This is a genomic window from Pontibacter harenae (assembly GCF_020907245.1).
Lineage (GTDB): Bacteria > Bacteroidota > Bacteroidia > Cytophagales > Hymenobacteraceae > Pontibacter > Pontibacter harenae.
Genome location: NZ_JAJJWH010000028.1, coordinates 26,833 through 52,710, shown reverse-complemented (window position 1 = coordinate 52,710; position 25,878 = coordinate 26,833). Strand labels below are relative to the sequence as shown.

Sequence of the window (25,878 nt, the reverse complement as noted above, 5' to 3'; positions counted from 1 at the left end):
GTTTATACGAACTAAGAACCTTAAGTTGACGGCATTGGGGGAAGGGGGAGGTCCCCCTTTCGTCTCATTCCACGTCTTATACTTATCCTCCTGCTTCTGCCTATCCGCTGGCACCTCGCGCAAAGGCTCGTAAGGCTTCAGGGTGGCATGCAGATCCGCTGGCAATCTCATATAAATTTTCGTGCCTTCGGTCTTCCAGCCGATCATTTCATCACTTACCTGTTTAATGATCTTGTGCGGATTGCCTACGACTAAACTTCTTGGCGGAATCTTCTCATCTGCCTTGATAAAGCTTAAAGCCCCCACTATACTTTCGTCGCCGATCTCCACCCGATCCATAATCACGGCGTTCATCCCTACAAGCACATTTCTGCCGATGGTGGCACCATGTATAATGGCTCCGTGTCCGATATGTGCCATCTCCTTCAGTCGCACCGTAACGCCTGGAAACATATGGATGGTGCAGTTCTCCTGCACATTGCAATTATCTTCTATAATGATTTCGCCCCAATCGCCACGCACCGCTGCCCCTGGCCCGATATACACATTTTTCCCGATGATCACGTTGCCCGTTACCGTCGCCTGCGGATGCACAAAAGCGAACTCGTGCACAACTGGTCTATAGCCGTTGAACTCGTAAATCATAGTTATACTTTTTCTATCACCACGGCATAGCCTTGCCCTACCCCCACACACATAGTAACTAAGGCATAGCGCTTGTTCTGTTTGTGCAGCTCAATGGCAGCCGTTTTAAGTATTCTGGCTCCGCTCATGCCCAGCGGGTGCCCTAAGGCAATAGCGCCGCCGTTCGGATTAATGCGCGGGTCCTTATCTTCCAATCCTAATCCTCGAATACAAGCCAGCGACTGCGAAGCAAAGGCCTCGTTTAATTCAATCACATCGATATCGTTTATGGTTATACCTGCTTTTTTTAAGGCATTTTGAGAAGCTGGGACAGGCCCCATGCCCATGTAGCGCGGCTCTACGCCTGCTACTCCCATGGCTACCATTCGTGCTTTTGGAGTTAGGTTATGTTTTTTTATACCTGCTTCGGAAGCTAATAAAAGAGCCGCAGCACCATCATTTAAACCTGATGCATTGCCAGCCGTTACGGTTCCGTTTTTGCGGAAGGCAGGGCGAAGTCTAGATAAAGCCTCTATGGTGGTGGCAGGTTTGATGAACTCGTCTTTGTCAAACTGAATGGGATCGCTTCTGCGCTGCAGGATTTCTACAGGTATAATTTCTTCCTCAAAACGTCCCTGCTGCTGTGCTGCCGCCGCTTTCTGCTGCGACCATAACGCAAATTGGTCCTGATCTTCTCTGCTAATGTTGTCGCGCTGAGCCAGGTTTTCGGCTGTTTGGCCCATACCGTCAGTACCGAAGAGCTCCTCCATTTTCGGATTCACAAACCGCCACCCGAAGCTGGAGTCGAACATCTGGGCATCTCTGCCGAAAGGCGTACTTGCTTTGGAGATCACCCAAGGCGCGCGTGTCATATTCTCTACGCCACCCGCTATAAATAAATCACCGTCGCCGCATTGAATGGCCCTGCTGGCTGCCACGGCAGCTGAAAGTCCCGAAGCGCAGAGGCGGTTTATAGTTTCGCCAGGTACAGAGAATGGCAGCCCCGCCAGCAATAGTGCCATGCGCGCCACGTTCCGATTATCTTCACCTGCCTGGTTGGCACAACCTAAAATCACGTCTGCAATCTCAGCACCGTCAACAGAAGGGTTACGCTTCATCAGTTCTTTTATCACCAGCGCAGCCATATCGTCTGGTCTTATAGTTGATAAAGTGCCACCGAAATTGCCTATCGGGGTGCGGATGCCATCAATGATATATGCTTCTTTCATGTATGTTTTAAAGTTTCTTAGGAGTGTAAAGCATTCCCCTTGTCCCTCCGATGATAATCATGTAGGGTCGAAATCAACCTCTATACAATGCTTCAAGTTTTCAACTTGGAACTTTCATGAGGCAAGCTTTCAACTTGCATGACGGAATTAAATTCTACATGTCTACGCCAGTTACAGACTGGCCTCATGTGCAACCACAAGTTATGCTATCGCTAAACTTGCGGCATAATTTGCTGTTTTGTTTGTCCCTACAAGATAAAACCCAAAGAGAGAAATCAACCTTTCTATACTTCTTTACTCGTTCTGTAGGAGGTGCCTTTGAACAGCGCCAGCAGCAGACCTTCTTGGTTTGTGATGCGGATCTGGTATACACCAATTTTGTTTTTCAGACCTTCCTCCTTTGCCTCTACTGTCAGTACATCTCCTATTTTACCCGCTTCCAGATAATCCATGCTAGTGCTGAGGGCGACGCTAAGGCGACCGTGGCTGTTACAAGCGAAGGCAAAGGCGCTGTCGGCGGCGGCATAGGTAACACCACCGTGCAGTGTACCGAAGCCGTTCAGCATATCTTCCCGCACCTGAAAGTGCAGACGGCAAAAACCCTCTCCTATTTCGTCTACCTCTAAACCAAGCCACTTGCTGAAGGCATCTTTTGCCAGCATGCGCTGCAGCACCTCATCGGCCTTGCTTATCGTTTTATCTTGTTCCTTCATGCTGAAAAAAAGGCTTTGTTTACTTTTACCATCTTACGGAGAAGTACACTGGCGCGGTAGCGGTCTTCGTGGTATTCCTCGTACAGTCCGTCCAGCGTTTCCAGCACCTTTTCCAGCCCCCAATCATCGGCCCAGGCCAGTAAACCTTCCGGGTAGTTTACGCCTTTGGTCATGGCGGTTTCCAGATCTTCTTTTGAAGCAATGTTCAGCGCCAGCGCATCGGCTGCCTCGTTGATCAGCATCGCCAAAATACGATTCAAAATATACTTGCCCAATGCTTCATCACGATTCGATTCTGGCTGCGCTGCCCCCTCCTGGTAACTATAAAACCCACGGCCCGACTTACGCCCATAGTAGCCTGCCTCAAATAGTCGCTTCTGCGTGAACGAGGGTTTGTACCTGGGGTCGTAGAAAAAGGAGGCGAACACAGTTTCGGTTACTCTATAGTTTACATCATGGCCGATGAAGTCCATGAGCGTGAAGGGACCCATGCGGAAGCCGCCCAACTCGGTCATAGCCCAGTCGATGGTAGAGACATCGGCTATACCTTCTTCCAATATGCGGATGGCCTCACCGTAAAATGGCCGCGCCACACGGTTCACAATAAAGCCTGGGGTGTCTTTGGCAACCACAGGAAGTTTCCCCCACTGCTGCACCAGTTGTTTTATATCTTCCGCCAGCCCCGCCCTCGTCTGCACAGCAGGAATCACCTCTACCAGTTGCATTACAGGCGCAGGATTAAAGAAGTGGATGCCGATAAAACGTTCTGGTTTATTACAAGCAGCAGCTATGGAAGTGATCGAGAGTGAAGACGTGTTCGTTGCCAGAATACACTTCTCCTGCACAATCATTTCGACCTCTTTAAAAATGTTTTGTTTTGTTTCCAGGTCTTCTACAACAGCTTCCAACACTAATTCACACGCTCCGAAGTCCTGATGCGACTCAGTTAACTTAATCTGGGAGTATATTTCATTAGCCCTGGCTTCGGAAATTTTCCCTTTGGCTGTTAATTTATCTAATCCACCTTTTATAGTTTGGCTTGCACGCTCCAAAGCTTTGCTGTTTTTATCGAGCAGGTATACCTGGTGGCCAGCTGTTGCCACCACATGGGCTATACCCGACCCCATAGCGCCGCTTCCTATAATCCCTACAATCATTGGCCCGTAAAGTTTGGTTTACGCTTCTCGATAAAGGCTTGCACGCCTTCCTTAAAATCGGAAGTTTGGCCTGCCTTGTGCTGGAAGATTGCTTCGTTCGTAAGCTGCTCCTCCAGGTTGAATTGATAGGTGCAGTTAAGCAATTGTTTTGTATACGCTAGACCTTTGGTAGGCATTTGTGCCAGCTTCTGCACCAAACTTTGTACTTCAGCTTCAAACGCATCATCGGCAAAAGCTTTGTAGATCATCCCCATTTCCACAGCCTCCTTCGCACTCACTTTGTCGCCTGTCATCATCAAAGCGCTGGCCCGCTGCATGCCTATCAGGCGCGGCAAGAAAAAAGTGCCTGCACTGTCAGGTATAAGGCCGATTTTGCTGAACGCTTGAATAAAAGAAGCTGATTCTTTGGCTACCACAATATCGCAGGCTAATGCAATGTTGGCGCCAGCGCCAGCGGCAACGCCATTAACAGCGGCTACCACAGGCTTCTCCAACGAACGCAACAGCAAAATGATCGGGTTATAGTGTTTCACCACAATATCGGAGATTTCCATACTTTGCGGACCAGCGGCTTCGGCCAGATCCTGCCCAGCGCAAAAGGCTTTTCCAGCCCCTGTCAGCAGCACCGCCCGCACCTCAGGGTTTTCGTTGCATTGGCGCAGCTGCTCCTGCAGGCTTAGGGCCATGGCTGCGTTAAAGCTGTTGTATACCTCAGGTCGATTCAGGGTGATGGTAGCCACGCCTGCTTCAATAGAAAATTTGATGGGGTTTGTTTCGTTCATGTTTTATTTCAGGCATTTAAAGTAGTCGAAGGGCTCCAGGCATTCATTGCATTGATAAAAGGCTTTGCAGGCAGTAGAGCCAAACTGACTGATAAGCCTTGTGTTTTCTGATTGGCAGAGTGGGCAGCGTACGGTAGTATTCCTGCCGAAAAGCGCATGGATATCGCCTTCGGGTTCAACAGGTGGCGCTATGCCATAAGCTTCCAGTTTTGCTTTTCCTGCCTCTGAGAGCCAATTGGTGGTCCAGGCGGGGCTGAGCTTCAAATCTATACTTACTTTTGCGAAACCCTCAGAAAGTAGCTTGAGCTTTATATCGGTGGCAATTGTATTCATGGCAGGGCAACCTGAGTATGTTGGGGTAATCGTAACCTGCACCTGCTCCCCTTCTATCTGCACGTCGCGCACCACGCCCAAGTCTACCACGCTCAGTACGGGTATCTCAGGATCGGTTACCTCCTCCAGGTACTCCCAAACTTTCTCTATGTCTGTTGCCTTTGTTTTTACCATTCCAAGCCAGGATATGTGCGCTGCAGGTATTGTAGTTCAGTAAGGATGTACCCTAAGTGCTCTGAATGTTTGCCCATCTTACCGCCTTGCTGCATGTACACCTGCTGCGGAACTTCTAAGGTTGCTTCAGAGAACACTTTCGCTACATGCTCATCCCATTGCTGTTTGATAGAAGTATAATCAGGCAGTATACCTGCTTCTAACAGCTGCTTTTCGGTGTCGGTCATCATAAACAACTCACCGCTATACATCCAAAGGTTGCCTACTGCTTTTTCCATTCTGTGCTTACTTTCTTCGGTACCATCGCCCAGGCGAATAACCCATTCCGAACTCCACTTGATATGGTAACTGGCCTCTTTAAATGACTTCGCCGCAATGGCTGACAATCCCTGGTCGGAACTATGCTTCAACGCTTTCAGTAGAAAATAATGAAAACCGTCGAAAAGAAACTGCCGCATCACGGTGTCTCCAAAGTCGCCGTTAGGTTGCTCTACCAGCAGCGGATTCTTATACTCCACCGCACTGCGCAAGTATGCCAGGTCATCTTCCGTTCTGCCCTTTCCTTCTAAAGTAGCAGCATACTGGTACAGGCTTCGGGTTTCCCCGATCAGGTCCAACGCAATGTTGGCCATGGCTAAGTCCTGCTCCAGTATAGGCCCGTGCCCACACCACTCCGATAGCCGATGCCCCAGTATAAGACTCGTATCTGCCAGCTGCAAGGTATAGTCGAAAACCAGCTGGCGGAGTTCGGGCGCATAGTCAGGAACAGGAATGTTCAGTAAATGCTCCTGCAGGTGTGGTGTCTTATGTCCGTGTTCAGGCATGGCTTACATATTTTTGATTTCCGCAGGCACCTCGTAAAAAGTAGGGTGGCGGTACACTTTGTCGTTTGCCGGGTCGTAAAAGGCCTCGGCATCGTCGGGGTTAGAGGCGTGTACATGCTTCGACTCCACCACCCAAATGCTCACTCCTTCCATACGGCGGGTATACACATCGCGCGCATTTTGGATTGCCATTTCGGCATCGGCTGCGTGCAGGCTGCCTACGTGTTTATGGTCGAGGCCCTGTTTGCTTCGGATAAAAACTTCCCATAGTGGCCATTCTTTTTGTGTCATAGTTTATGTTTCAGTTTAAACTGATCGTAACTTATAGTTCATATTTGCTCAACTTGAAACTACATCTCTTTCTGCTGGCTTTTCGCTTCGCCGGCTGGGCCTTATTTTTCTCCTTGATGGGGGTAGGGGCCATCAATAAAGAGTTTAACCACCCCGCCTGCGGCACCCCTCCTTGAAAAAAGGAGGGGAGTGCAAAAGAATCAAGACGCTCCAAACTCGCTGAACGCTCAAACAAAAAATCGACATTTCTGCACCTTGAGAAGAACATTGATTCATAGCTGACAAAGCTTAGTAACACACTTCATGACTACCTGTTTTTTTGTCTTTTGTCAAACAGTCTTTTGTCAAACAGTCATTTGTCTGTTCTACGCCGCTTTCCCTCTTGCTGCCCTTTTCTCGGCGTGTGCCAGGGCGGCCTCTCTCACCCAGGCTCCTTCTTCGTGCGCTTTCACTCGAGTTTGGATGCGCTGTTTGTTACAGGGGCCGTTGCCCTTTACAACATTCCAGAATTCGTTCCAATCTATTGGGCCGAAGTCGTAGCCGTTTTTCTCCTCGTTCCACTTCAGGTCTTTATCAGGTACTTTCAAACCTAAATACTCTGCCTGCGGCACCATCATATCTACAAAGCGTTGGCGCAGTTCATCGTTGGTGAAGCGCTTGATGCGCCAGCGCATGGATTGTTCTGTATTCGGTGATTCTTCATCCTTCGGTCCGAACATCATCAGGGTAGGCCACCACCAGCGGTTAAAAGCTTCCTGTGCCATCTCCTTCTGCTCAGTTGCACCGTTACACAAAGTCATCATAATCTCGAAGCCTTGGCGCTGGTGAAAGCTCTCCTCCTTGCACACCCGCACCATGGCACGGGCATAAGGCCCGTAAGAAGTACGGCAAAGTGGTACTTGGTTCATAATGGCAGCCCCATCCACCAGCCAACCAATGGCTCCAATATCAGCCCAGGAAAGCGTAGGATAGTTGAAGATACTGGAATACTTCGCTTTGCCCGAGTGCAGGTCGGCTATCATCTGGTCGCGTGAAGCACCGAGGGTTTCGGCGGCACTGTATAAGTACAGCCCATGCCCCGCCTCGTCCTGCACCTTTGATAAAAGTATAGCCTTTCGCTTTAGCGATGGGGCGCGCGTAATCCAGTTGCCTTCGGGCAGCATGCCAACAATTTCGGAGTGTGCGTGCTGTGAAATCTGTCGGATAAGTGTTTTGCGGTAGGCCTCAGGCATCCAATCCTTCGGTTCTATTCTTACATCCTGGGCAACCTTCTCCTCAAACTGCTCCTCCAGGTTTACTTGTACTTCTTCCATAGCAATATATTTAAACTAACGTTCGTTAGCATTTAAAGCTAAGCAATTTACTGGTCAAAGTCAACCACCACCTTCTCTGTCAGCGGGCGCGACTGGCAGGTGAGAATGTAACCTGCTTGTACCTCTTCAGGCTCCAGTGAATAATTCACATCCATTTCTACCTCTCCCTCCACAACCCTGGCACGGCAGGTACTGCACACGCCGCCTTTGCAGGAATAAGGCAGGTCAGCGCCTAGCTCAGTTGCCGCTTCCAAAATGGTTCGCCCATAGTACGACATCTCCATCTGCAGCACATTTCCATCTAGTTTCACCGTTACGTGGCTCTGCTTGTCAGCTGCGCCATTTGAGATTTTCTTCTTTTGCTGCGATTGCTGTCCCTTATCTCCAGTAGCAAAAAGCTCGAAATGAATTTTATTAGCATCCACGCCAGCTTCCTGCATAACATCCTTCACACCGAAAATCATTTCCTCAGGTCCGCAGATAAAGCACTCGTCGATCTGCGCTGGTGCAATAATGTTATCCAGGAAAAGTTTTGTCTTCTCTTTATTTATACGCCCAAAAAGTAGTTCTGTGTCGCCTTGCTCACGGCTCAGGATGTGGTACACGCTCAGGCGATCCATGTGCTTGTTCTTTAGCCCTTCTATTTCTTCTTTAAAAATAATGGAGTTACGACCACGGTTCCCATAGATCAGATATATCTGGCTCTTAGGCTCTGTCAGCAGAATGGTTTTCACGATAGAGAGGATTGGCGTAATGCCACTGCCTGCGGCAAATGCCACGTAAAGTTTCTCGTTGGCAGGATCAAGATCTGTATAGAAGCGCCCCATGGGCGGCATCACCTCCAGTTCCTCTCCCACCTGCAGCCCTTCATTGGCATAACCAGAGAAACGCCCCTCAGGCACTTTCTTAATGGCGACCTTCCATTCACCTTCTAAGGGACTAGAGCAGATAGAGTACGATCGTCGCAATTTCTCACCATCAAAGTCGCGCCTGAAAGTAAGGTACTGCCCTTGTGTATAGCGAAAGGTATCCTGCAGTTCCGACGGCACATCCAGCGCTACGGTTACGCAGTCAGGTGTTTCTTTTTTGATGGACTTGATGCGGACTTTGTGGAATCTGCTCATGAATGTTCCTTTGCTCTTTATATTTTTATGCTGATGCTGCTAATTTAGCTCTGGTCTTTCCTTGAAAATATAAACCTCAGGCTCCCTTAAAAACGTCTCTACTCAAGTTAAGATTTTTTTACTTCCTAACAAACGTTAGGTAGTAAAATTACTTACCTAAGATGCTATTTTTAAGTTTCGTTATAAGTGCATTTGGGTAACCCTGAATTTATAAAACCAAGGAATTGGAAAATCAACTAAAGCGAAAGCCACTTATCCGTCTTAGCATTTATGGTTACCTTTGATGCTATCGATCAATAAAAACAAAACATGAAGAAGTTTAAGCTGCTCTTTTACTTGAGTCTCTCCTTTATAACCCTACAAGCTTCTGCACAGGAACTAAAGGTGAAAAAGCCTGTGGCAAAGGCAATGCAGAAGGTGAAGCCCAAAGCCATAGAAGCCCATATTCGCTACCTAGCGGATGACAAGCTAATGGGCCGAAAGCCAGGAACGGAAGGTTTTCGAATGGCGGCAGATTATGTAATAGACCAATTCCAAGCGCTCGGCGTGAAACCAGCTGGAGAAGATAACACTTATCTGCAACACCTTACCATCAGAAAAGCTACACCAGGAGCAGCGGCTTCTATCACTAGTTTAGATAAAGATGGAAAGGCTACCAACCTGGCACACGAACAGGACTTTGTAATTTATCCTAACCCAAAAGAAGAGCAAATAACTGTAGAAGCTCCTTTAGTATTTGCGGGTTTTGGTATTAGCTCGCCTGAGCTAGGTTATGATGATTATGCCAACATAGACGCAAAAGGGAAGATTGTAGTGATTGTGAGAGGAGCCCCAACAAAATTTCCGAACACGGTTGCATCGAACAGCACTGATCTGTTAACTATATTAAAAACCGCCGCAGACCATGGCGCTGTAGGAGTGATGATGGGGAATATAAGCCCAAGCATGCGCCTTCCGAACCTGAGAGGCGGCATAAACAGTGTGATAGCTCCGAATGGTAGTGTGGCTGCCTCCAGAACGTATGTTTCCGAGGATATAAAGCTACTGGCTTCCATCAATTACAACACCTTCGCAAGTCTCTTATCACAAGCTGATGTAGACCCCGTTGTTGCACTAACATCTATGAGAGAAGGCGTCACAGTATCAGCAGCGCTAAACCATACGGTAAAGGTAAACTATACTTCTTCGTTTGAAGATATCCAAAGCTTCAATGTAGTAGGCAAAATAGAAGGCTCAGATGAGCTGCTGAAGAACCAGTATGTAGTGCATAGTGCGCACCTTGACCACGTAGGGATTGGCAGACCTGTGAACGGTGATTCGATTTACAACGGCGCCCACGACAACGCCTCTGGTGTTGCCAGCTTATTAGAGATTGCTAAAATATATTCTAATTTGAAAGAGAAACCGAAGCGTTCTGTACTCATAGTAATGGTCACGGCAGAGGAAATGGGATTGTTGGGGTCTGCTTATTTTGCCAGCAACCCTACTGTTCCAAAGCAAAATATAGTGGCTAACATCAATACAGACATGCCTACCATTATTGCCCCGCTGCTGTCTGCAACTGCTTTAGGAGCTGACCATTCTTCGCTTGCAAAGCAGGTGGAAGCAGCAGGAAATTACTTAGGCATTGAAGTGGAACCCGACCCAGAGCCAAACCAAAACCGTTTTGTCCGAAGCGACCAATATAGCTTTGTAATTCAGGGAATTCCGTCACTTCACATAAAGTATGGGAACAAGACAGCCGATGGTAAAAACAACCTAAATGAGCAGGTAGAAAAATGGCGTGCTATTTATTATCACAAGCCCCAGGACCAGATAGATGGCACCTTCGACTTTGATGCAGGAAAAAAGTACGTGCAGCTAAACTTCCTGATAGGCTATCAGGTGGCTCAGAACGCTGAGCGCCCGACATGGAACCCAGGCGACTTCTTTGGAGAACGTTTCCAAAACTGATAGTTCAGTTTATATTCTAAAAAGCAAAATGCCAGTTCAACATGTTGAACTGGCATTTTGCTTTTTAGGCTACAGTACCCGCTAAAAACCCCTTTTAGCACATATTTACAAGCCTTTTTGAAAGAGTTGCTTAAGGCAGAAAAATTATCTTGAAAGCCAATCCATACATTTTGTGCAATAACATTCAGTTGATATATCCTCTAAAAGTGATGAAAGAAAGGCGAACGCATTCAATAAAATAATTGCACTGTTCTTTTCTATATTATAATTGTAACAATTATACGGTTATCTGGATAAACAATATTGTCAGAATTCTGTTCTTTTTTTGCTTAACAGCTGGGAAAGAGGGTAAACTGAGAGTTTCTTATTTTTGCTTTGCTTCTATCCTTGTTTAAATTTTCCCGTAAAGGCTATCAGTAAACTTAAATATATAATCCTATCGCTTCAGCTAAACATATCGGTCGTGTCTTTCTTAAAGGGCTTCTCTGGCTGTTAATTTTTATAGTCGGCTTAATCCTACTTATAATTATAGCCTTGCAGTTCCCACAGGTTCAGAATTTCCTGGCCCAGAAAGGAGCATCTTACTTATCTGATACCCTTGACACGCGGGTGGAAATTGGACGCTTTACCACAGACTGGCGCAATGCCCTTGTGCTGGAAGACGTGTATGTGGAGGACCAGCAACAGGATACGCTCTGGTATAGCGAACGCCTTGGTGTTGATATTGGCATCTTTGCCTTACTGAGCAGCGAAGTGAATGTCAGCAATGCACACCTCCAAAACGCAACGCTCAAGCTCCACATCAGGCCAGACAGCTCTACTAACTACGACTTTATAACAGAGGCTTTTGCAACAGATACAGCCGCCGCTCAACCCGCCGACACAACTGGAGGTTTTACTTTCAATGTAGGCACTATACAAATTGATAATGTGTATGTTAATTTCAAAGATGAGCTTGGAGGCAATTGGATAACCACAAGGATCGGACAGTTTGTAACCACTATGGAAGCACTGGACCTGGATGCCCAGCGCTATATGGTTGACGAGGTAGAATTGCGCAACACAGGCGTGAACTATGTACAAACAAAATTGCCTCCTGATACTGAAGAGGAGTCAGAGCCGCTGGAAGTTGACTTTGGCATTAACAGGGTAATGCTCGAAAATATAGACTTAAGTTATTTTAGCCAGGTATCGGATCAAAGTATAGAACTGGCATTAGGCAAATCTGAACTAGTATCAGATAATATAAACCTCAATGAAGCAAAGATTGATTTAAGGAGTTTCGACCTGCACAATACAGCCCTGGTATACTCCCAGAACAACAACAAAAGCCCAGACTCTTTATCTGTGAACCCAGAGAGGACGGTAAAGGAACTGGATGAGTCGGTTGAAAACACACAAGGACAACCCGTGGATTGGGTGGTGAACCTTGGGGAGATAGATGTAACAGGATTACAGGTAAAGTTCGACAACTTTAATGAAGGACGCCAGAAAAGAGGCATGGATTACAACCACATGCTGTTCCGCAATATAGTTTTCAAGGCTGAAGATATACTTTATAGTCAGAACCGCATGGGTCTGAATTTGAATCAGCTAAAGCTAACAGAGCAGAGCGGCTTTAGAGTTGAGAACTTTCAAGCTGCCATCAGCCTCGACTCTACCAGCGCAAGCCTGGCAAACCTTGACTTGAAAACAGGTAATAGCCGTTTACAAAACCAGTTAGCCGTGAGTTATCCTTCTCTGGATGCCGTAGCTGAGAATCCTGAACTCGTGGCACTGAACATAGATATCGAAAATAGCTATATCGGGATGCGCGATGTGCAGTACTTCGCCCCTTTCCTGCTCGACAATCCTTCTTTCAGAAATGTTGCCAACTCCACGTTAAGGCTTAGCGGCGAGGTTAGAGGACCAATGGACAATCTTTCTATCGAAAGCTTTAGGCTAGCTGGCCTGACAGGAACTGATGTAGCTGTTAGCGGAAACGTGCGTAATGCCATGGACCCAGACAACCTGTACATGAACCTGGATATAAACCGCTTTTCCACCACTCGCACCGACATAAAGGCTCTTTCTCCGCCAGGCACTATACCGCCCGATATACAACTACCAGCTCAGATGAGCCTCACTGGTAACTACAGGGGCAGCCTTACTGCTTTCGATGCAAATGCAGATTTGCGCACATCGTTTGGTAACGTAGCTGCTGTAGTGGACATGGGCGCAAACGAGAGTTTTACAGCAACTGTACGTTCTGGTGGATTTGACCTGGGGCAGATGCTTCCAGACAGCCTGGGAGTGGGTGAGATAGCCCTTGAAGCGAGAGCCAGGGGAACCGGCCTTACACCAGAAACCATGAGGGCCAACATAGAGGCTCAGGTGCAGCGCCTGGATTACAACAACTATACTTACAATGGCATCAACCTAAACGCTACCATCAACCAGAACCTTTACCAAGTCCAAGCCTCAGCCGATGACGAAAACCTGAACTTTACCCTAGACGGTGATTTTAATCTGCGGAACAGCGAACAACCATCTTATGCCTTTACAGCCGACATAGAAAGCCTGGACCTCCAGGCCTTGAACCTATACCCTGATGAACTAAGTGTGCGCGGGCAGCTGACGGGTGATTTTACGGGAGCTGATGCCAGTTCTATAAGCGGACGTTTAGACGCCAACAACCTCCTTATACAGCACAAACAGACCGACTACCCTGTTGACTCATTACAATTAACTATAGATCAGCAAGGTGATGGAGCAGACATAAACCTTAACTCTAATATTGCAGCAGCCGAAATGCACTTTGGCAACAGCCTGGAGACGCTTCCGACAGCAATGCAAAAGTATTTTTCGTCATACTTCGATTTACAGCCAGATCCCCCCTACCCTGCCGAAATTTCGCTGGATGACTTCTCATTTGTGGTGAACATTAAGAGAACAAACCTGATAACGTCCTTTGTACCAGGACTAGAGCGTTTACAACCTTCTGAACCTATTACAGGAGAGTTCAACAGCCAAACGCAGCAGTTTAGGGTGGACGGGCACCTTAATCTAGTAGAATATACAGACTTTATTTTGGAAGATCTGGATTTGACAGTGAGAGGAAACGAGCAGGAACTTGGCTATACCATGGCACTGCGTGAGCTTAACTCGCCATCGCTAAATATTCAGAACGTAACAGTAAGCGGTGCCGCTCGTGATGACGAGATGTCCGTTCGACTTGCCATTACAGACAGTGCCGCCGCACAAGATCAGTTTGTGATAGGCGGTGTGCTGAACAGCATTGGCAGGGGCTATCGTTTTTCTTTCAACCCCGATCAGTTAGTCATCAACAGTCAGGATTGGTCGGTGCCGCAGGACAACTTCTTGCAATTTGGTGCAGATCTACTATATGCAAATAACATAGTGCTGTCGCGTGGCAACTCCTCGCTTTCCCTTAATAGTGTGGGCGAAATGACGGCTAATGCGCCGCTGCAAGTTGGCTTCAACAACTTTGAGATCGGCTATATCATGGAATCGTTTCAGCAGCAGGATAGCATGATAGTAGGTACTATAAATGGCGAGGCAACAGTTCGAAACTTAATGCAGGGCACTTTAGCCTTTACTTCAGACCTTAATGTATCTGAGCTTGCTTATATGGGTATACCAGTTGGCAACATTGCGCTTGAAGCTAGCAGTTCCACTGAAAACCGCTACAATATTGAGGCAGCCTTAACAGGAAATAGAAACCAGATGACGATAACAGGTTTTTATGAAGCGCAACCGAATGCCAGCCTGCTAAACTTTAATGCCAACATAAACAGCCTAAACCTAGCCGCCCTCGAAGGTTTTACGCAAGGCATGGTGAAAGACATGGACGGTACTGCCAATGGCAACATGCGTATCACAGGCACCCTGGATGACCCTAACATAACTGGCCAGCTTAACTTTAATCAGGCACAGTTTAATATAAGTATGCTCAACTCCCTATACCGTTTGCAGGATGAGCGCCTAGTATTTGATGAACAAGGCATCCGTTTTCCGAATTTTACAATAACAGACTCACTAGGAAATGACTTGGAAGTAAATGGAATCGTGTCGACACAGGACTATACAGACTATCAGTTCGATCTTACTGCCACAACCGACAGGTTCTTAGCTATGAACTCTACCGCTCAGGACAGCGACCTATTCTACGGAACAGTATGGATGAATGCTGAGGCCGCTATTACAGGTGATATGGCACAGCCAGTTGTGCAGGTAGAAATAACTGTTTTGGATGGCTCCAACTTTACAACCGTGATTCCTGCAGATGGAACTGGCGCCGCTGAAAGGGAAGGAATTGTAGAATTTGTAAACCTCAGCCCCGATATGACTCAAATTATCAGCAAACCTGGGGAGCAGGACTCTGTCGAGGTAACAGGCTTTGTTGGAGCTGATATAGAAGCACAAATCAATGTAACGGATGCCACTCCTATAACTATTGTGATAGACCCTACTACGGGTGATAACCTGGTGGTAAGAGGAACCGCAGATCCTTTATACATAGGCATGAGGCCAAGCGGTGAAATTAACATGAATGGCAGGTATACCATTACAGAAGGCCGCTACAGCATGGACTTTTATGACCTGGCTTCCAGAGAACTCGACATAGCTGAAGGCAGCTACATCAGTTGGTCAGGCGATCCGCTACAGGCTACGATGGACATTACGGCTATTTATAGTGTTAGGACAGCTCCACAGGAATTAGTAGCTTCTCAGATAGCAGGCACACAAAACCCCGCTTTACAGAACCAGGTTGAGTTCCAGGTACTGGTAAATGTAACAGACGATTTGCTAACTCCAAACATTGGCTTTGACATTCAGCTGGCAGAAGAAGAGCAAGGTGAAGTTCCAGAACAGGTACTAACAAGCCTGGGCAACTTGCGGCAAGATGAATCAGAATTGAATAAGCAGGTATTTGCCCTCTTGGTACTTAATCGTTTTCTGGCACCAGACCCACTCGCAAGCTCTGGCGGAGGATTAGAAGCTTCAGCTCGCAACAGTCTGAGCGGGGTGTTGTCTGATCAGCTAAACAACCTCACGAGTCGCTACGCTGGTGGCTTAGGTCTTGAGCTTGGAGTAGATTCTTACCAAGATCATTCTTCAGGATCTGCCCAGGGTCGTACCGATCTGAATGTGGCACTACGCCAGCAGTTCTTGAATGACAGACTTACAGTGCGAGTAGGTACTGACATCGGATTGGAAGGCGGCAACAGATCAAATCAAAGTATGAGCGGCTTTGGTGGCGATATTTCTGTTGAATATTCTCTTACTGAAGATGGCAGATTACGTGTTCGAGGTTTTCAGCGTAACCAGTACGAAGGCGTATTAGAGGGAGGCGACGTACGTTCAACAGGTGTTTCTCTCATTTATGTAAGGGAGTACAATGACTTTGCAGACCTTTTCCGAAGCATAGAAGAAGTACAGCGCAGAGAAGAGCAACGCAAACAGGAAGAATCCAGAAAGTACCGCCAAAAGCAACAGGCGATAAAAGAAGAGAACGAACTTAAAGAAGAGAGTACACAACAATAATCTATGTCAGCTATAAAACCTTTGATTACATCTAAAGGCAAATATGTTCTATCGCTACTGCTAACACTCCTTTTTACTTCAGGCTGCAGCGTTACCAAGGTAGTACCCGAGGGAGAAGCTCTTTTTTGGGGTTATGATGTAAAAGTAAAAGGAGAAAAAGATAGCAGCAACCGCTCCTCTGAGCTAGAGGGCGAACTTAGCCAGACGGTACGCCCTAAACCAAACGTGTCTATAATAGGCATGCGCCCAAAGCTGGCAATATACAATGCTTTTTACACAGAGAAGGAAAAAGGCGTAAAGCACTGGATCATGACAAAATTGGGAGAGCCTCCTGTTCTTTTCTCAGAACTGGATACAGGCACCGTCAGCGATATAATGAGTAGCCGCCTGCACAACCGAGGCTATTTTAACAATACCGTCGGTAGCACCGCAACCATAGAAAACAAAAAAGCTACTGTAAACTGGACTGCCAACGTAGGTGAGCCATATCGCTTAAGAAAAATAGAATATGTATTAAATGACTCTCTGCCTGTTCATCGAGATATAAAGCAAACTAAAAATGAATCGCTGTTACAGCCTGGGGACCCTTACGACTTGGAAACCATGACGGCCGAGCGCGCGCGTATAGATGCAGCCCTTAAAAATAAAGGCTTCTACTTTTTCAGCCCTGAGCTTCTTATTTTTAGTGCAGACACTACGGTTGGCGACAGGCAGGTAGACGTACTGCTACGTGTAAAAAACACAGCCACAGCTAAGTCACTTCAGCCTTATACCCTAGACGATATTTTTATCTTTGCAAACTACTCTACCGGCGATACCTTGTCTACAAACGACACCATCAACTTTAGAGGCTATCATTACATCCCGAACGAGAATTATGTGAAGGCAAAACACTTGCTTAGAGGTATTTTTCTGGAGCATGACAGCCTCTATACACGCGAAGAGCATCTTTTAACAACAAGAAGGCTATCAGCTTTTTCTGCTTATAAATTTGTGAACATAGAGTATGAGGTAGATACGCTAAACAACAACAAACTAGATTCTTTCATTTACCTGACACCAGCCATGAAGAAGTCTCTAAGGGCTGAGGCACAAATGGTAAATAAATCAAACGGCTTCGCTGGGCCAGGCATAAACATATCCTTCCAAAACAAGAATGCATTTAAAGGCTCTGAACTGTTAAACTTGGAGCTTACAGGCACTTTTGAGTCTTATGTTGGCGGCCGCGGGACAGGAAACACCCCAGAAGGTGTAGAACAAACAGGAAACCAGAATCTGGCTTCTTATGAAATAAGCGCTAGAGCCTCCTTGAATATCCCACGCATCATGTCTCCATTTCGGCTTCGTAACTTAAGAACAGAGTTTGCGCCACAAACCAGAATAGGAGCTGGATTTAGCTTGTTGAATCGAGTTGGCTTTTTCCATATGAACTCTTATAGTGCTACGTACGGCTATAACTATCGCCCGACCCGAACGCTAACAATAGATGCTACACCGATAAACCTGCAGTATGTTCGGCTATCTAATACAACACCTGAGTTTGATCAATATTTAAACCGGAATCCATTCTTGCGGCGCAGCTTCGAAAATCAGTTTATCATTGGCTCTATTTACCAACTCACCTACAGCACACAAGTGTATGAGGACAGAACACACCAGTTCTTCGATAGGGTTATACTCGACTTATCTGGAAATCTGCTGAATGGCATACAGTCAGCTACAGGCTTCCCTTCACCTACTCCCGAAGAACCTCGCACTATTGCAGGAAGTAGGTTTTCGCAATACGTACTGCTCGACAACGATTTTAGGCACTATCTTAACATAGGTGAAGAAAGCCAATTAGTGACGCGCCTCGTAACAGGGGCAGGCTATGCTTACGGCAACTCCACCACTCTACCTTATGTAAAGCAGTTTTCAGTTGGAGGCCCTAACAGTATAAGAGCTTTCCGTGCCCGTAGTGTTGGCCCTGGCACTTACCAGGTGGCAGACTCGACACTGTTTTCTTTCTTCGACCAGACGGGTGATATACGTTTAGTAGGCAATTTAGAGTACCGCTTTCCGATTGCAGGGTTCTTTAAAGGAGCTGTGTTTGTAGATGCAGGTAACATCTGGACCTTTAGGCAGGAGTACGATGAAGATGGTACTCCTTTACGTGAGGGCGGCGTGTTCAATTCCAAAAACTTTATAAATGAACTGGCTGTGGGTACTGGCTTTGGTTTACGCGTTGATGTTGAGTTCTTTGTACTTCGTTTCGATGTAGGTATACCTGTTCGAGTTCCTTCACTTCCTCAGGGCCAGCGTAATGTAATCAGCGACTTCAGTGGAAGTTTCACTGGAGAGAACAGCATGGTGCTAAACATCGCCATCGGGTATCCGTTCTAAGTCTTCTCCTAAAACCTCAGCAGGATACATAATCCAATCGCCGTTAAAGCACCTTTAATAACTTATTCAGGTATTGTAACGGCGCATTAGTATAAGGCGGTCTTGGTTTTCTCTATAGAACTTAGCTCTATCTGTACATCTAGCTAAATCTTTATGCCGATTCTGAAAAACATGCTTACTAGGTAATTCAGGCAAACCATTTGCGTCAGACGTAAGTATAAGCTCAAGACCGACCAGCACCCCTGCAATATTCAGAATCCCTAACATTTTTATGGAAAACAATAAAGAAGTTACAGTTGGCAGTTGGCTTGAACTACAGTCAGCGCTGTTCGACCATTCCTGGGATGAGCGGATCAGCCGTTTTCGGTCTTCTTATGTTTACAGAGGCACTTGCTGTAAAGACTACGACTTGAAAGCTAGCATTGCCCGCATAGGAGAACAGTACCCGAAGTTTGAGCCGCACATTCTCAGAAATTTTAAAAAGTATGCACATAGCAACGCTTCCCCAGGAAGTTCTATCTGGAACTGGCTGGCGGTGGCACAGCACCACGGCCTACCTACCCGCCTCCTCGACTGGACTTATTCTCCTTATGTTGCCTTGCACTTTGCAACCCAAAACCTAGAGAAATACCATGTCGACGGTGCTATTTGGTGTGTAGATTATGTAAAAGCTAAAGAAGAGCTTCCACAGGTGCTTAAAGACAGGCTTTCTCAGGAAGGTGGCAATGTATTTACACCAGAGTTACTGGAGCCTGTTTGCTCTTCGCTACAGGAATTAGGTAATCTGCAAGATGAGACCTTTGTTGTGTTTCTAGAACCACCTTCATTAGATGCTCGAATCGTGCACCAGTATGCACTGTTTTCCATGATGTCGAAAGTGGAGGCAGAGATGAGCCAATGGCTAAAAAATCGTCCTGATTTATATTTCAAAGTTGTCATACCCGCAGAACTTAAATGGGAAGTGCGTGATAAGTTGGACCAGGCAAACATAACAGAACGCGTGCTGCTGCCAGGGCTATCAGGACTGAGCCATTGGCTAAAGCGACACTACACGCATTGATAAAATTAAATTTATACATAAGCTGAAACATGCAGTAATTCTGTATAACTTAGTAGACACATAACCTCATATTGTACCTTACCCCTGAAGCTGATGATTTTGCCAGTGCTGCGGAAAGAAAACGGGGAGCGACCGCATACTCCTACGCCCTCACCTAATAACTATAAAAATTCTATATCGCCTGTTTATACTTGGGCAGTGGGCCTCTCGCTGCTCTTTATCGCTGCATGCTCTCAGGAGAACAACCTACAGCAACAGGCAGAAGCCGCGCCTGCCCCTCTAGCTGCAGTAGAAACCGATACAGTTGTTACAGAGCAAGCTCCTGTTGAGGAACCACAAGACACTACCTGGAACTATCCAGGGCCAAGACCAACGGCTGGTGCTATTTTGCCCCACAAGCGCATAGTGGCGTATTACGGTAATCCGCTTTCGAAGAGAATGGGTATTTTGGGTGAGTATCCGCCAGAGCAAATGCTGCAAAAGCTTGATGAAGAAGTTGAAAACTGGACTAAAGCAGATTCTCTTACCCCTGTACAGCCAGCCTTGCATGCCGTCGTCATCACAGCGCAGGGTAAACCTGGCAGAGGGGGAAAATACCGCCTCAGGATGAGCACCAAGATGATAGATGATGTGCTGGAGATGGCCAAGAAACGTGATGCCATCGTTTTTCTGGACATTCAGATCGGGCAAAGCACCCTGCAGGAAGAAATACCATGGCTACTGCCGTACTTAAAGTTACCACATGTTCATTTAGGCATCGATGCTGAATTCTCGATGAAAAGCGGGCATGCTCCAGGAAGAAAAATAGGCACATTTGATGCGGAAGACATCAATTATGCCTCAAAGTTTCTGGCTGACGTTGCTAAAGAAAATAACCTGCCCCCTAAGCTGCTGATCGTACACCGCTTTACACAAGGCATGATAACGAACACAGAAAACATAAAGCTAAGGCCTGAGGTGCAGATAGTCATGCACATGGATGGCTGGGGACCTCCTGCCCTTAAGAAAGACACTTTCCGTCGCTACATCAAAAATGAACCTGTCCAATTCACTGGCTTCAAGGTTTTCTATAAAAATGACACAAAGCGAAATTCTAGATTGATGACGCCAAAAGAGATTTTGGCTCTTGAACCTGCTCCATTATATATTCAGTATCAATAAGTTTCAATTTAAAGTTAACTTGTAAAAGCCCTGCTTGCGTCATAACGGTAGCAGGGCTTTTGTATGTAAGTGGAGTCATCGCTTTTATAAAAGTTGTTTTTTTGTTAAAACGTTAGCAATATCTTTTGTAAGAAGCAAAATTAGCTTAACTTATGAAGGAGCAGAATCAACAAAATATTATAAAAAAATTATTCCTGAAATGGAATATTTTGGCCCTGATTTTGCGTTGATAAAATAAAGCCTTGATCGTTTACGAGTCTATCTACCTGTAGTATCAAGCGCCAGAAATTCTAACCTTAGGAAGTTATGACGCGAATTTTACATCTTACCCTGATAGCAAATTTTGCCATCAGATTCATTCAGATACTAGTCGTTTTCCCGATGGCGGTTCTGATTAGCTTTTACCTGCCCCGTATCAGCTTCGTAGATCAAGAGCTTAATTTTCTAATTTGCATGATGCTGGCAGCAGCAATCTCGGTAATTGTTACCAAAATCAGCAGAAAGCTTATTGTCTTGATGTTTGTAGGTATACTAGGTACTATATTTTTTAATAGCACCTTCGACAACCATACAATGAACAACCTGCAGTCGGACTACAATGCCATGATGGTAAACATGACGAGCAACCCGCACAAGGTTTCATATTTTAAACCTGTTAAGGGTACTTATTTTCAGGAAAGGCGTGTAAAAAGCACCATGCAGCCAACACACCCAGAGGTAAGGGCTTTTGCAGTTGAAAATTCTACCAGGTTTTTCCACGACGAATACTACCAGAAGTTTAATAAACTGACACGCTATTTTTCCTTGTTCAAGCATGTGCGCAATAACTGGAGATATGTAAATGACCCTGTTGGTTTAGATTATTATTCTCCGCCAACAGAAAGTATAGGTCTTTTGGCTGGCGACTGTGATGATTACGCAATTCTGATGGCCTCTTCTATTATGGCTATTGGTGGTGAGGCCCGTGTTGTCATCTCTCCGAGCCACATGTACACCGAAGTTAAAGTAGGAACTATAGAGGATCTCGACAAGGTAAGTCTAGCTGTTAGAAGCCTGTTCCCCGATGAAGTGAACGGAGGAAAAATACACTTCCACGAAACAAATGGGGACCTTTGGATAAACTTTGACTATAGCGCCGCACATCCTGGTGGCCCTTTTTTAGAACCAGAACTTTACAGTGTGATTTCTTTCACAAAATAAAAAGAGCCTGCTAGTCTAGCAGGCTCTTTTTATTTTGTGAAGTTAAAACAGCTTTGTGTTATATTTAACCGTACAAGTTGAACGGCCGCTTTTACAAGTGGCTTAATATTTGTAATCTTAGGAGAAGAACCCACGACAAAGAAACTATGCCCAAGATCCTGATAATTGACGATGAGCGCGCCATCCGTAGCACATTGAAAGAGATTCTGGAATTCGAAGACTACACGGTAGACGAAGCAGAAGATGGTGCAAAAGGTTTGCAACACATCAGCAAGTCGAAGTATGATGCGGTGCTTTGCGATATCAAAATGCCAGGCATGGATGGCATTGAGGTATTGGAAAAAGCCATGGAAATATCTCCTGATACTCCTTTTATCATGATATCGGCTCATGGTACCATCGATACTGCCGTAGAAGCAACCAAAAAAGGAGCCTACGATTTTTTGCAGAAACCACCAGATTTAAATCGACTTTTGGTGACAGTACGCAATGCCCTCGACAAATCTAGTCTGGTAACAGAGACAAAAATTCTGAAGAAAAAGATTTCGAAAGCTTATGAAATGGTGGGTACCTCTGAGGCGTTGGGCCGAGTAAAACAAGCCATAGAAAAAGTAGCCCCTACAGATGCACGCGTGCTGATTACAGGCCCTAACGGATCTGGTAAGGAATTGGTGGCCCGAGCCATACATGAAAACAGCAACCGCTCAAGCGGTCCTCTGATAGAAGTAAACTGCGCGGCCATACCAAGCGAACTGATAGAAAGTGAGCTTTTTGGCCACGAAAAAGGTTCCTTCACCTCTGCTGTAAAGCAGCGTATCGGTAAGTTTGAGCAGGCAAACGGTGGCACCCTTTTCCTCGATGAGGTGGGAGATATGAGCCTTTCTGCCCAAGCAAAGGTACTTCGTGCGCTACAGGAGCATAGAATAACCAGAGTTGGCGGCGACAAAGACATACAAGTGGATGTAAGAGTACTTGCCGCTACAAACAAAAACCTACTGGAGGAAATTGAAGTCAGGAATTTTCGTGAGGACCTTTACCACCGTTTAGGAGTGATACTGATCCATGTACCACCGCTGAACGATCGCAGAGATGATATTCCAGAGTTAGTAGAGAAATTTTTAAACGATATCGCTAACGACTATGGTAATAAGCCCAAGGTTATTTCTCCTGACGCCTTAACCTATTTGCAAGAGCTTGATTGGCGTGGTAATGTGAGAGAATTGCGCAATGTAGTAGAAAGGCTAGTAATTATGAGTGGCCCTGAGATTACTGCAGATGACGCAAAAGCTTATGCCAGGCCAGTGGTATCTTAAGTACAGCTATAAAAGCAAAAGGCTCCTGCAAGTTACATGCAGGAGCCTTTTGCTTTTCAAACAGTTTATCACACAATGGCTGACTTTTAAGCTGCCGATTTCTTTCGCATACAGCAGTTTTTATACTTCTCTCCACTTCCGCAAGGGCAAGGTTCGTTACGCCCTAGCTTCTTCCCATAAGGGTTCAGCAGACTGCCGAAGTCTAAGCGAAACTTACGTTTCGGATTCTGATGAAATATCTTCGTTAGCAGCTCATATAATTGAGGATGTTTTTCTGCCAACTGCCCAGGCTTCTCAAAGAAATATTCGGTAACTACAGCAAAAAATTCAGCCTCATTGGTAGCTCCATATGGGTTGATATCTGAATTCCCCTTGTTTATACTCTTTATTTTACGGTACATCAGGTCCTGCCAGGGCCTTACTAAGTCATCTGGCAAATAAGCCTTCGGAATACCGTCAATCTCACCATCTGCCTGATCCAACATGTGGGCAAACTCGTGTACGCCCACATTTTTGCGGTCTTTCATGTCGTTAAACCCTTGTTCCAAAGCAGGCTTAGACAACGTAACATAATGGTCGTTCTGAAAAGGGTTTACCTTACCTAAAACCTCTGAAACCGCTTCGCCGTCCTCCTGCTTGAAACGGTGCAGGCTGCCAGGAAAAACAAAAACTTCTCCTAGATTCCTGTATTCCCAATCCTTGAACCCGAAGATGGGTATGATGGCACTGGATGCCACCAACACCTTAGTTGTGTCGTCAACTTCTGTTTCTATACCTGTAATGCGTTTTTCAGAAAGGAAGAGCTGCACCATCTTTTCGAAACGCGCCTGATTCTCCTCATTCAAGGTATGGTAAAAGCCTACCCTATCACGTAAAATCTTACGCCACTCCACTGGAAACTCCTGTGCCAGCACTTTTTTACGCCGACGCCCTTTGCGGGTGGCCCAGCGATAAAATAAGATGAGCATGGCCACCACTAAAGCAAAAAAGAAAATGTATCCCATGTAGCAAATAACGTGCTTACGGCCTAAAAGATGCTATGAAACAAGCAAATTGCAGCCTCTAATATCCGAGTTATCAAAACGACCGAGTACTTCAAAGCCACCATCTGCACGCATTCTGCCAATGTCCTTTGTCTCGATAAAAGCGCAACTATCTACATTAGCCAGATCTATAATATTTATGCCTCCCGAACGTAACTCAGGATCAATGCTTAAAGGGTCATTAAGGTCGCGCAACAGTACGTGCATGGTATAGCCCGTACTGAAAATGCCATTGCCCTGCGAATATGCCTGCGACAGCAGTTCTGTCATACCGTATTCAGAATGTATAGTATCTACACCAAATCCTCTTTTCAGATAAGCATGCAGCTCTTCACGAACCATTTCCTTTCGCCGCCCCTTCATGCCACCAGTCTCCATAACTATCACATTATTAAAATCCTCCTGCCCCTGCAGTTCATCAGCCCAGTCGAGCAAGGCATACGACACCCCAATGAGTAATACCTTTTTACCTTTGCCTTTTGCCGTATGTACCGCTTTTAGTAAACCTTGATGGTCGTGCAGGTAAAATCCTTCTTCCTCCTGCCTTGTCTCCTTAATAAAGTACTCTACCATCTTGACTAAGGAAGAACCACCCTGCTCTAAATAAGAAGGAAGTAATGCTAACACCACATACTCCTGCAGCGAACCATAGAACTGCTCAAACAAGAGTTTTGTGTTATAAGTGTACCAATCTACATGCGAAACTAAATGTCTGCTTCGTTCTGTTTGTGTGGTACCACTACTGTAGAAAGTTATTTCAGGGTCGAAAGTACCAGTTGTAACAGTATTGCTCTTGAAAAACTCTATGGGTAAAAAAGGTATCTGTCTTAGCGATGTTACTTGCTCTATATTGATATTCAGGTAAGTGAGATATTTTTTATATAAACTGTTTTCCTGCGCCTGGTATTTAAAGAGTGCTAGTGCTGAAGCGGTAAAATCTATGTGCTGCTGACGGTGTAATTCCTGTATGAAGCTTGCCTTGAAATCCATGAAATAACTTATAACAAATACGATATCTATTCGTTTGATTTAGTAAATTTAGCTTCATTTTCCCATAAATTGCATGAAAAACCTGCTAAAGTATAGTGCAACGCTGTTGTTACTAGTGCTTATTATAGCTTCTTGCCGTAAAGAACCCGAGTACAGCGAAGTGCCTGAAATAGAGTTTAGTCGTGTAGAACAATACCATTATGAGAGGTTTGGTGTGTTGATTGATAGCCTTCATCTGGTGATTGGCTACAGAGACGGCGACGGTAACCTTGGCCTTTCTACTGAACAAAACTCCTCTGACATGCAACCTCCGTTTGAGCCAGGTTCTCCGTATTACAACAATTTTAGGGTAGACCTGTTTAGGCAGAACGAGCAAGGTCAGTTTGTTCCTTATGAATTCCCAGTAGAAGGCTTTACACTCAGCAGCCGCTTTCCAAGAATCTCTGCAGACGACAGAAACGAACCATTGGAGGGTGAAATAAAGTTTAAGCTCGAATTCAGTTCTGATATTTTTAGACCAGGAGATGTGATTCAGTTTCATGTATCTATCTTAGACAGAACTAGACCTGTGCCTAATATAAGTAATGTAGCAGTTTCTAGACCTGTTACGCTGTTCACTGAATAATAAGACCCAAAGGCCTATATAACAGAAAGCCACCAGTTTT

The 25,878-nt window shown here is 45.8% G+C and carries 20 protein-coding genes; 8 read left to right on the top strand and 12 right to left on the bottom strand.

Going from position 1 to position 25,878, the window contains the following annotated elements; all coding sequences use genetic code 11:
* From LN893_RS14000 to paaE, 10 genes are all read right to left on the bottom strand, one after another.
* On the bottom strand, positions 1-645 hold a 645-nt coding region (locus LN893_RS14000), incomplete at its 3' end, for an acyltransferase (protein WP_229971081.1).
* Positions 646-647: 2 nt separating this feature from the next.
* The gene (gene pcaF / locus LN893_RS13995; protein WP_229971079.1) at positions 648-1,853 is read right to left on the bottom strand and encodes a 3-oxoadipyl-CoA thiolase; all 1,206 of its coding nucleotides are present in this window, start codon (positions 1,851-1,853) and stop codon (positions 648-650) included.
* 284 nt (positions 1,854-2,137) lie between these two features.
* Positions 2,138-2,566 (bottom strand): hydroxyphenylacetyl-CoA thioesterase PaaI, encoded by a 429-nt coding sequence (gene paaI, locus LN893_RS13990; RefSeq protein WP_229971077.1) that lies wholly within the window; start codon positions 2,564-2,566, stop codon positions 2,138-2,140.
* Positions 2,563-3,723 carry a 3-hydroxyacyl-CoA dehydrogenase NAD-binding domain-containing protein gene (locus LN893_RS13985; protein ID WP_229971075.1) on the bottom strand — a complete coding sequence of 387 codons (1,161 nt, stop codon included), beginning with the start codon at positions 3,721-3,723 and terminating at the stop codon, positions 2,563-2,565. The genes paaI and LN893_RS13985 overlap by 4 nt, the downstream gene beginning before the upstream one ends.
* Complete coding sequence (locus tag LN893_RS13980) at positions 3,720-4,505, bottom strand: enoyl-CoA hydratase-related protein (RefSeq protein ID WP_229971073.1); 786 nt, start codon at positions 4,503-4,505, stop codon at positions 3,720-3,722. The genes LN893_RS13985 and LN893_RS13980 overlap by 4 nt, the downstream gene beginning before the upstream one ends.
* Before the next feature lie 3 nt (positions 4,506-4,508).
* Positions 4,509-5,012 (bottom strand): 1,2-phenylacetyl-CoA epoxidase subunit PaaD, encoded by a 504-nt coding sequence (paaD, locus tag LN893_RS13975; protein WP_229971071.1) that lies wholly within the window; start codon positions 5,010-5,012, stop codon positions 4,509-4,511.
* Positions 5,006-5,836 carry a 1,2-phenylacetyl-CoA epoxidase subunit PaaC gene (gene paaC / locus LN893_RS13970; protein WP_229971068.1) on the bottom strand — a complete coding sequence of 277 codons (831 nt, stop codon included), beginning with the start codon at positions 5,834-5,836 and terminating at the stop codon, positions 5,006-5,008. Before paaC ends, paaD begins: the two co-directional genes overlap by 7 nt.
* 3 nt (positions 5,837-5,839) lie before the next feature.
* Positions 5,840-6,127, bottom strand: coding sequence for a 1,2-phenylacetyl-CoA epoxidase subunit PaaB (gene paaB, locus LN893_RS13965; RefSeq protein WP_229971065.1), 288 nt, complete (start codon positions 6,125-6,127; stop codon positions 5,840-5,842).
* Between the two features lie 365 nt (positions 6,128-6,492).
* Positions 6,493-7,440: a 1,2-phenylacetyl-CoA epoxidase subunit PaaA gene (paaA, locus tag LN893_RS13960; RefSeq protein WP_229971063.1), complete on the bottom strand. Its 948-nt coding sequence runs from the start codon at positions 7,438-7,440 to the stop codon at positions 6,493-6,495.
* A gap of 47 nt (positions 7,441-7,487) precedes the next feature.
* On the bottom strand, positions 7,488-8,564 hold the full coding sequence (gene paaE / locus LN893_RS13955) for a 1,2-phenylacetyl-CoA epoxidase subunit PaaE (protein ID WP_229971061.1): 1,077 nt from the start codon (positions 8,562-8,564) through the stop codon (positions 7,488-7,490).
* A gap of 309 nt (positions 8,565-8,873) precedes the next feature.
* On the opposite strand from paaE, the gene LN893_RS13950 reads away from it, so the two are divergent.
* From LN893_RS13950 to LN893_RS13920, 7 genes are all read left to right on the top strand, one after another.
* Positions 8,874-10,517: a M28 family peptidase gene (locus LN893_RS13950; RefSeq protein ID WP_229971059.1), complete on the top strand. Its 1,644-nt coding sequence runs from the start codon at positions 8,874-8,876 to the stop codon at positions 10,515-10,517.
* A 534-nt stretch (positions 10,518-11,051) separates the two neighbouring features.
* A complete protein-coding gene (locus LN893_RS13945) occupies positions 11,052-16,064 on the top strand; it encodes a translocation/assembly module TamB domain-containing protein (RefSeq protein WP_229971057.1) in 5,013 nt (1,670 codons plus the stop codon).
* A 3-nt stretch (positions 16,065-16,067) separates the two neighbouring features.
* Positions 16,068-18,446 (top strand): translocation and assembly module lipoprotein TamL, encoded by a 2,379-nt coding sequence (gene tamL, locus LN893_RS13940; protein WP_229971055.1) that lies wholly within the window; start codon positions 16,068-16,070, stop codon positions 18,444-18,446.
* 271 nt (positions 18,447-18,717) lie between these two features.
* The gene (locus LN893_RS13935; protein ID WP_229971053.1) at positions 18,718-19,506 is read left to right on the top strand and encodes an FRG domain-containing protein; all 789 of its coding nucleotides are present in this window, start codon (positions 18,718-18,720) and stop codon (positions 19,504-19,506) included.
* Positions 19,507-19,599: 93 nt separating this feature from the next.
* Entirely contained in the window at positions 19,600-20,667 is a 1,068-nt protein-coding gene (locus tag LN893_RS13930; RefSeq protein WP_229971051.1) for a hypothetical protein, read from the top strand.
* Between the two features lie 306 nt (positions 20,668-20,973).
* Positions 20,974-21,867, top strand: coding sequence for a transglutaminase-like domain-containing protein (locus LN893_RS13925; RefSeq protein ID WP_229971049.1), 894 nt, complete (start codon positions 20,974-20,976; stop codon positions 21,865-21,867).
* A gap of 146 nt (positions 21,868-22,013) precedes the next feature.
* The gene (locus tag LN893_RS13920) at positions 22,014-23,180 is read left to right on the top strand and encodes a sigma-54-dependent transcriptional regulator (RefSeq protein WP_229971047.1); all 1,167 of its coding nucleotides are present in this window, start codon (positions 22,014-22,016) and stop codon (positions 23,178-23,180) included.
* An 86-nt stretch (positions 23,181-23,266) separates the two neighbouring features.
* Here LN893_RS13920 and LN893_RS13915 read toward each other — a convergent pair whose 3' ends face one another.
* Both LN893_RS13915 and LN893_RS13910 read right to left on the bottom strand, forming a co-directional pair.
* Positions 23,267-24,184, bottom strand: coding sequence for a zinc-dependent peptidase (locus tag LN893_RS13915; protein ID WP_229971045.1), 918 nt, complete (start codon positions 24,182-24,184; stop codon positions 23,267-23,269).
* 33 nt (positions 24,185-24,217) lie between these two features.
* Entirely contained in the window at positions 24,218-25,213 is a 996-nt protein-coding gene (locus LN893_RS13910; RefSeq protein ID WP_229971043.1) for an acyl transferase, read from the bottom strand.
* 73 nt (positions 25,214-25,286) lie between these two features.
* Between LN893_RS13910 and LN893_RS13905 the strand changes: the two genes are divergently transcribed.
* The gene (locus LN893_RS13905) at positions 25,287-25,838 is read left to right on the top strand and encodes a hypothetical protein (protein ID WP_229971041.1); all 552 of its coding nucleotides are present in this window, start codon (positions 25,287-25,289) and stop codon (positions 25,836-25,838) included.
* Positions 25,839-25,878 lie beyond the last annotated feature (40 nt).

What these genes read in the sequence shown, in the direction of transcription:
- pcaF (WP_229971079.1), bottom strand. Translation starts at nt 1,853, where the DNA reads ATGAAAGAAGCATATATCATTGATGGCATCCGCACCCCGATAGGCAAT.
- paaI (WP_229971077.1), bottom strand. Translation starts at nt 2,566, where the DNA reads ATGAAGGAACAAGATAAAACGATAAGCAAGGCCGATGAGGTGCTGCAG.
- LN893_RS13985 (WP_229971075.1), bottom strand. Translation starts at nt 3,723, where the DNA reads ATGATTGTAGGGATTATAGGAAGCGGCGCTATGGGGTCGGGTATAGCC.
- LN893_RS13980 (WP_229971073.1), bottom strand. Translation starts at nt 4,505, where the DNA reads ATGAACGAAACAAACCCCATCAAATTTTCTATTGAAGCAGGCGTGGCT.
- paaD (WP_229971071.1), bottom strand. Translation starts at nt 5,012, where the DNA reads ATGGTAAAAACAAAGGCAACAGACATAGAGAAAGTTTGGGAGTACCTG.
- paaC (WP_229971068.1), bottom strand. Translation starts at nt 5,836, where the DNA reads ATGCCTGAACACGGACATAAGACACCACACCTGCAGGAGCATTTACTG.
- paaB (WP_229971065.1), bottom strand. Translation starts at nt 6,127, where the DNA reads ATGACACAAAAAGAATGGCCACTATGGGAAGTTTTTATCCGAAGCAAA.
- paaA (WP_229971063.1), bottom strand. Translation starts at nt 7,440, where the DNA reads ATGGAAGAAGTACAAGTAAACCTGGAGGAGCAGTTTGAGGAGAAGGTT.
- paaE (WP_229971061.1), bottom strand. Translation starts at nt 8,564, where the DNA reads ATGAGCAGATTCCACAAAGTCCGCATCAAGTCCATCAAAAAAGAAACA.
- LN893_RS13950 (WP_229971059.1), top strand. Translation starts at nt 8,874, where the DNA reads ATGAAGAAGTTTAAGCTGCTCTTTTACTTGAGTCTCTCCTTTATAACC.
- tamL (WP_229971055.1), top strand. Translation starts at nt 16,068, where the DNA reads ATGTCAGCTATAAAACCTTTGATTACATCTAAAGGCAAATATGTTCTA.
- LN893_RS13935 (WP_229971053.1), top strand. Translation starts at nt 18,718, where the DNA reads ATGGAAAACAATAAAGAAGTTACAGTTGGCAGTTGGCTTGAACTACAG.
- LN893_RS13930 (WP_229971051.1), top strand. Translation starts at nt 19,600, where the DNA reads ATGATTTTGCCAGTGCTGCGGAAAGAAAACGGGGAGCGACCGCATACT.
- LN893_RS13925 (WP_229971049.1), top strand. Translation starts at nt 20,974, where the DNA reads ATGACGCGAATTTTACATCTTACCCTGATAGCAAATTTTGCCATCAGA.
- LN893_RS13920 (WP_229971047.1), top strand. Translation starts at nt 22,014, where the DNA reads ATGCCCAAGATCCTGATAATTGACGATGAGCGCGCCATCCGTAGCACA.
- LN893_RS13915 (WP_229971045.1), bottom strand. Translation starts at nt 24,184, where the DNA reads ATGGGATACATTTTCTTTTTTGCTTTAGTGGTGGCCATGCTCATCTTA.
- LN893_RS13910 (WP_229971043.1), bottom strand. Translation starts at nt 25,213, where the DNA reads ATGGATTTCAAGGCAAGCTTCATACAGGAATTACACCGTCAGCAGCAC.
- LN893_RS13905 (WP_229971041.1), top strand. Translation starts at nt 25,287, where the DNA reads ATGAAAAACCTGCTAAAGTATAGTGCAACGCTGTTGTTACTAGTGCTT.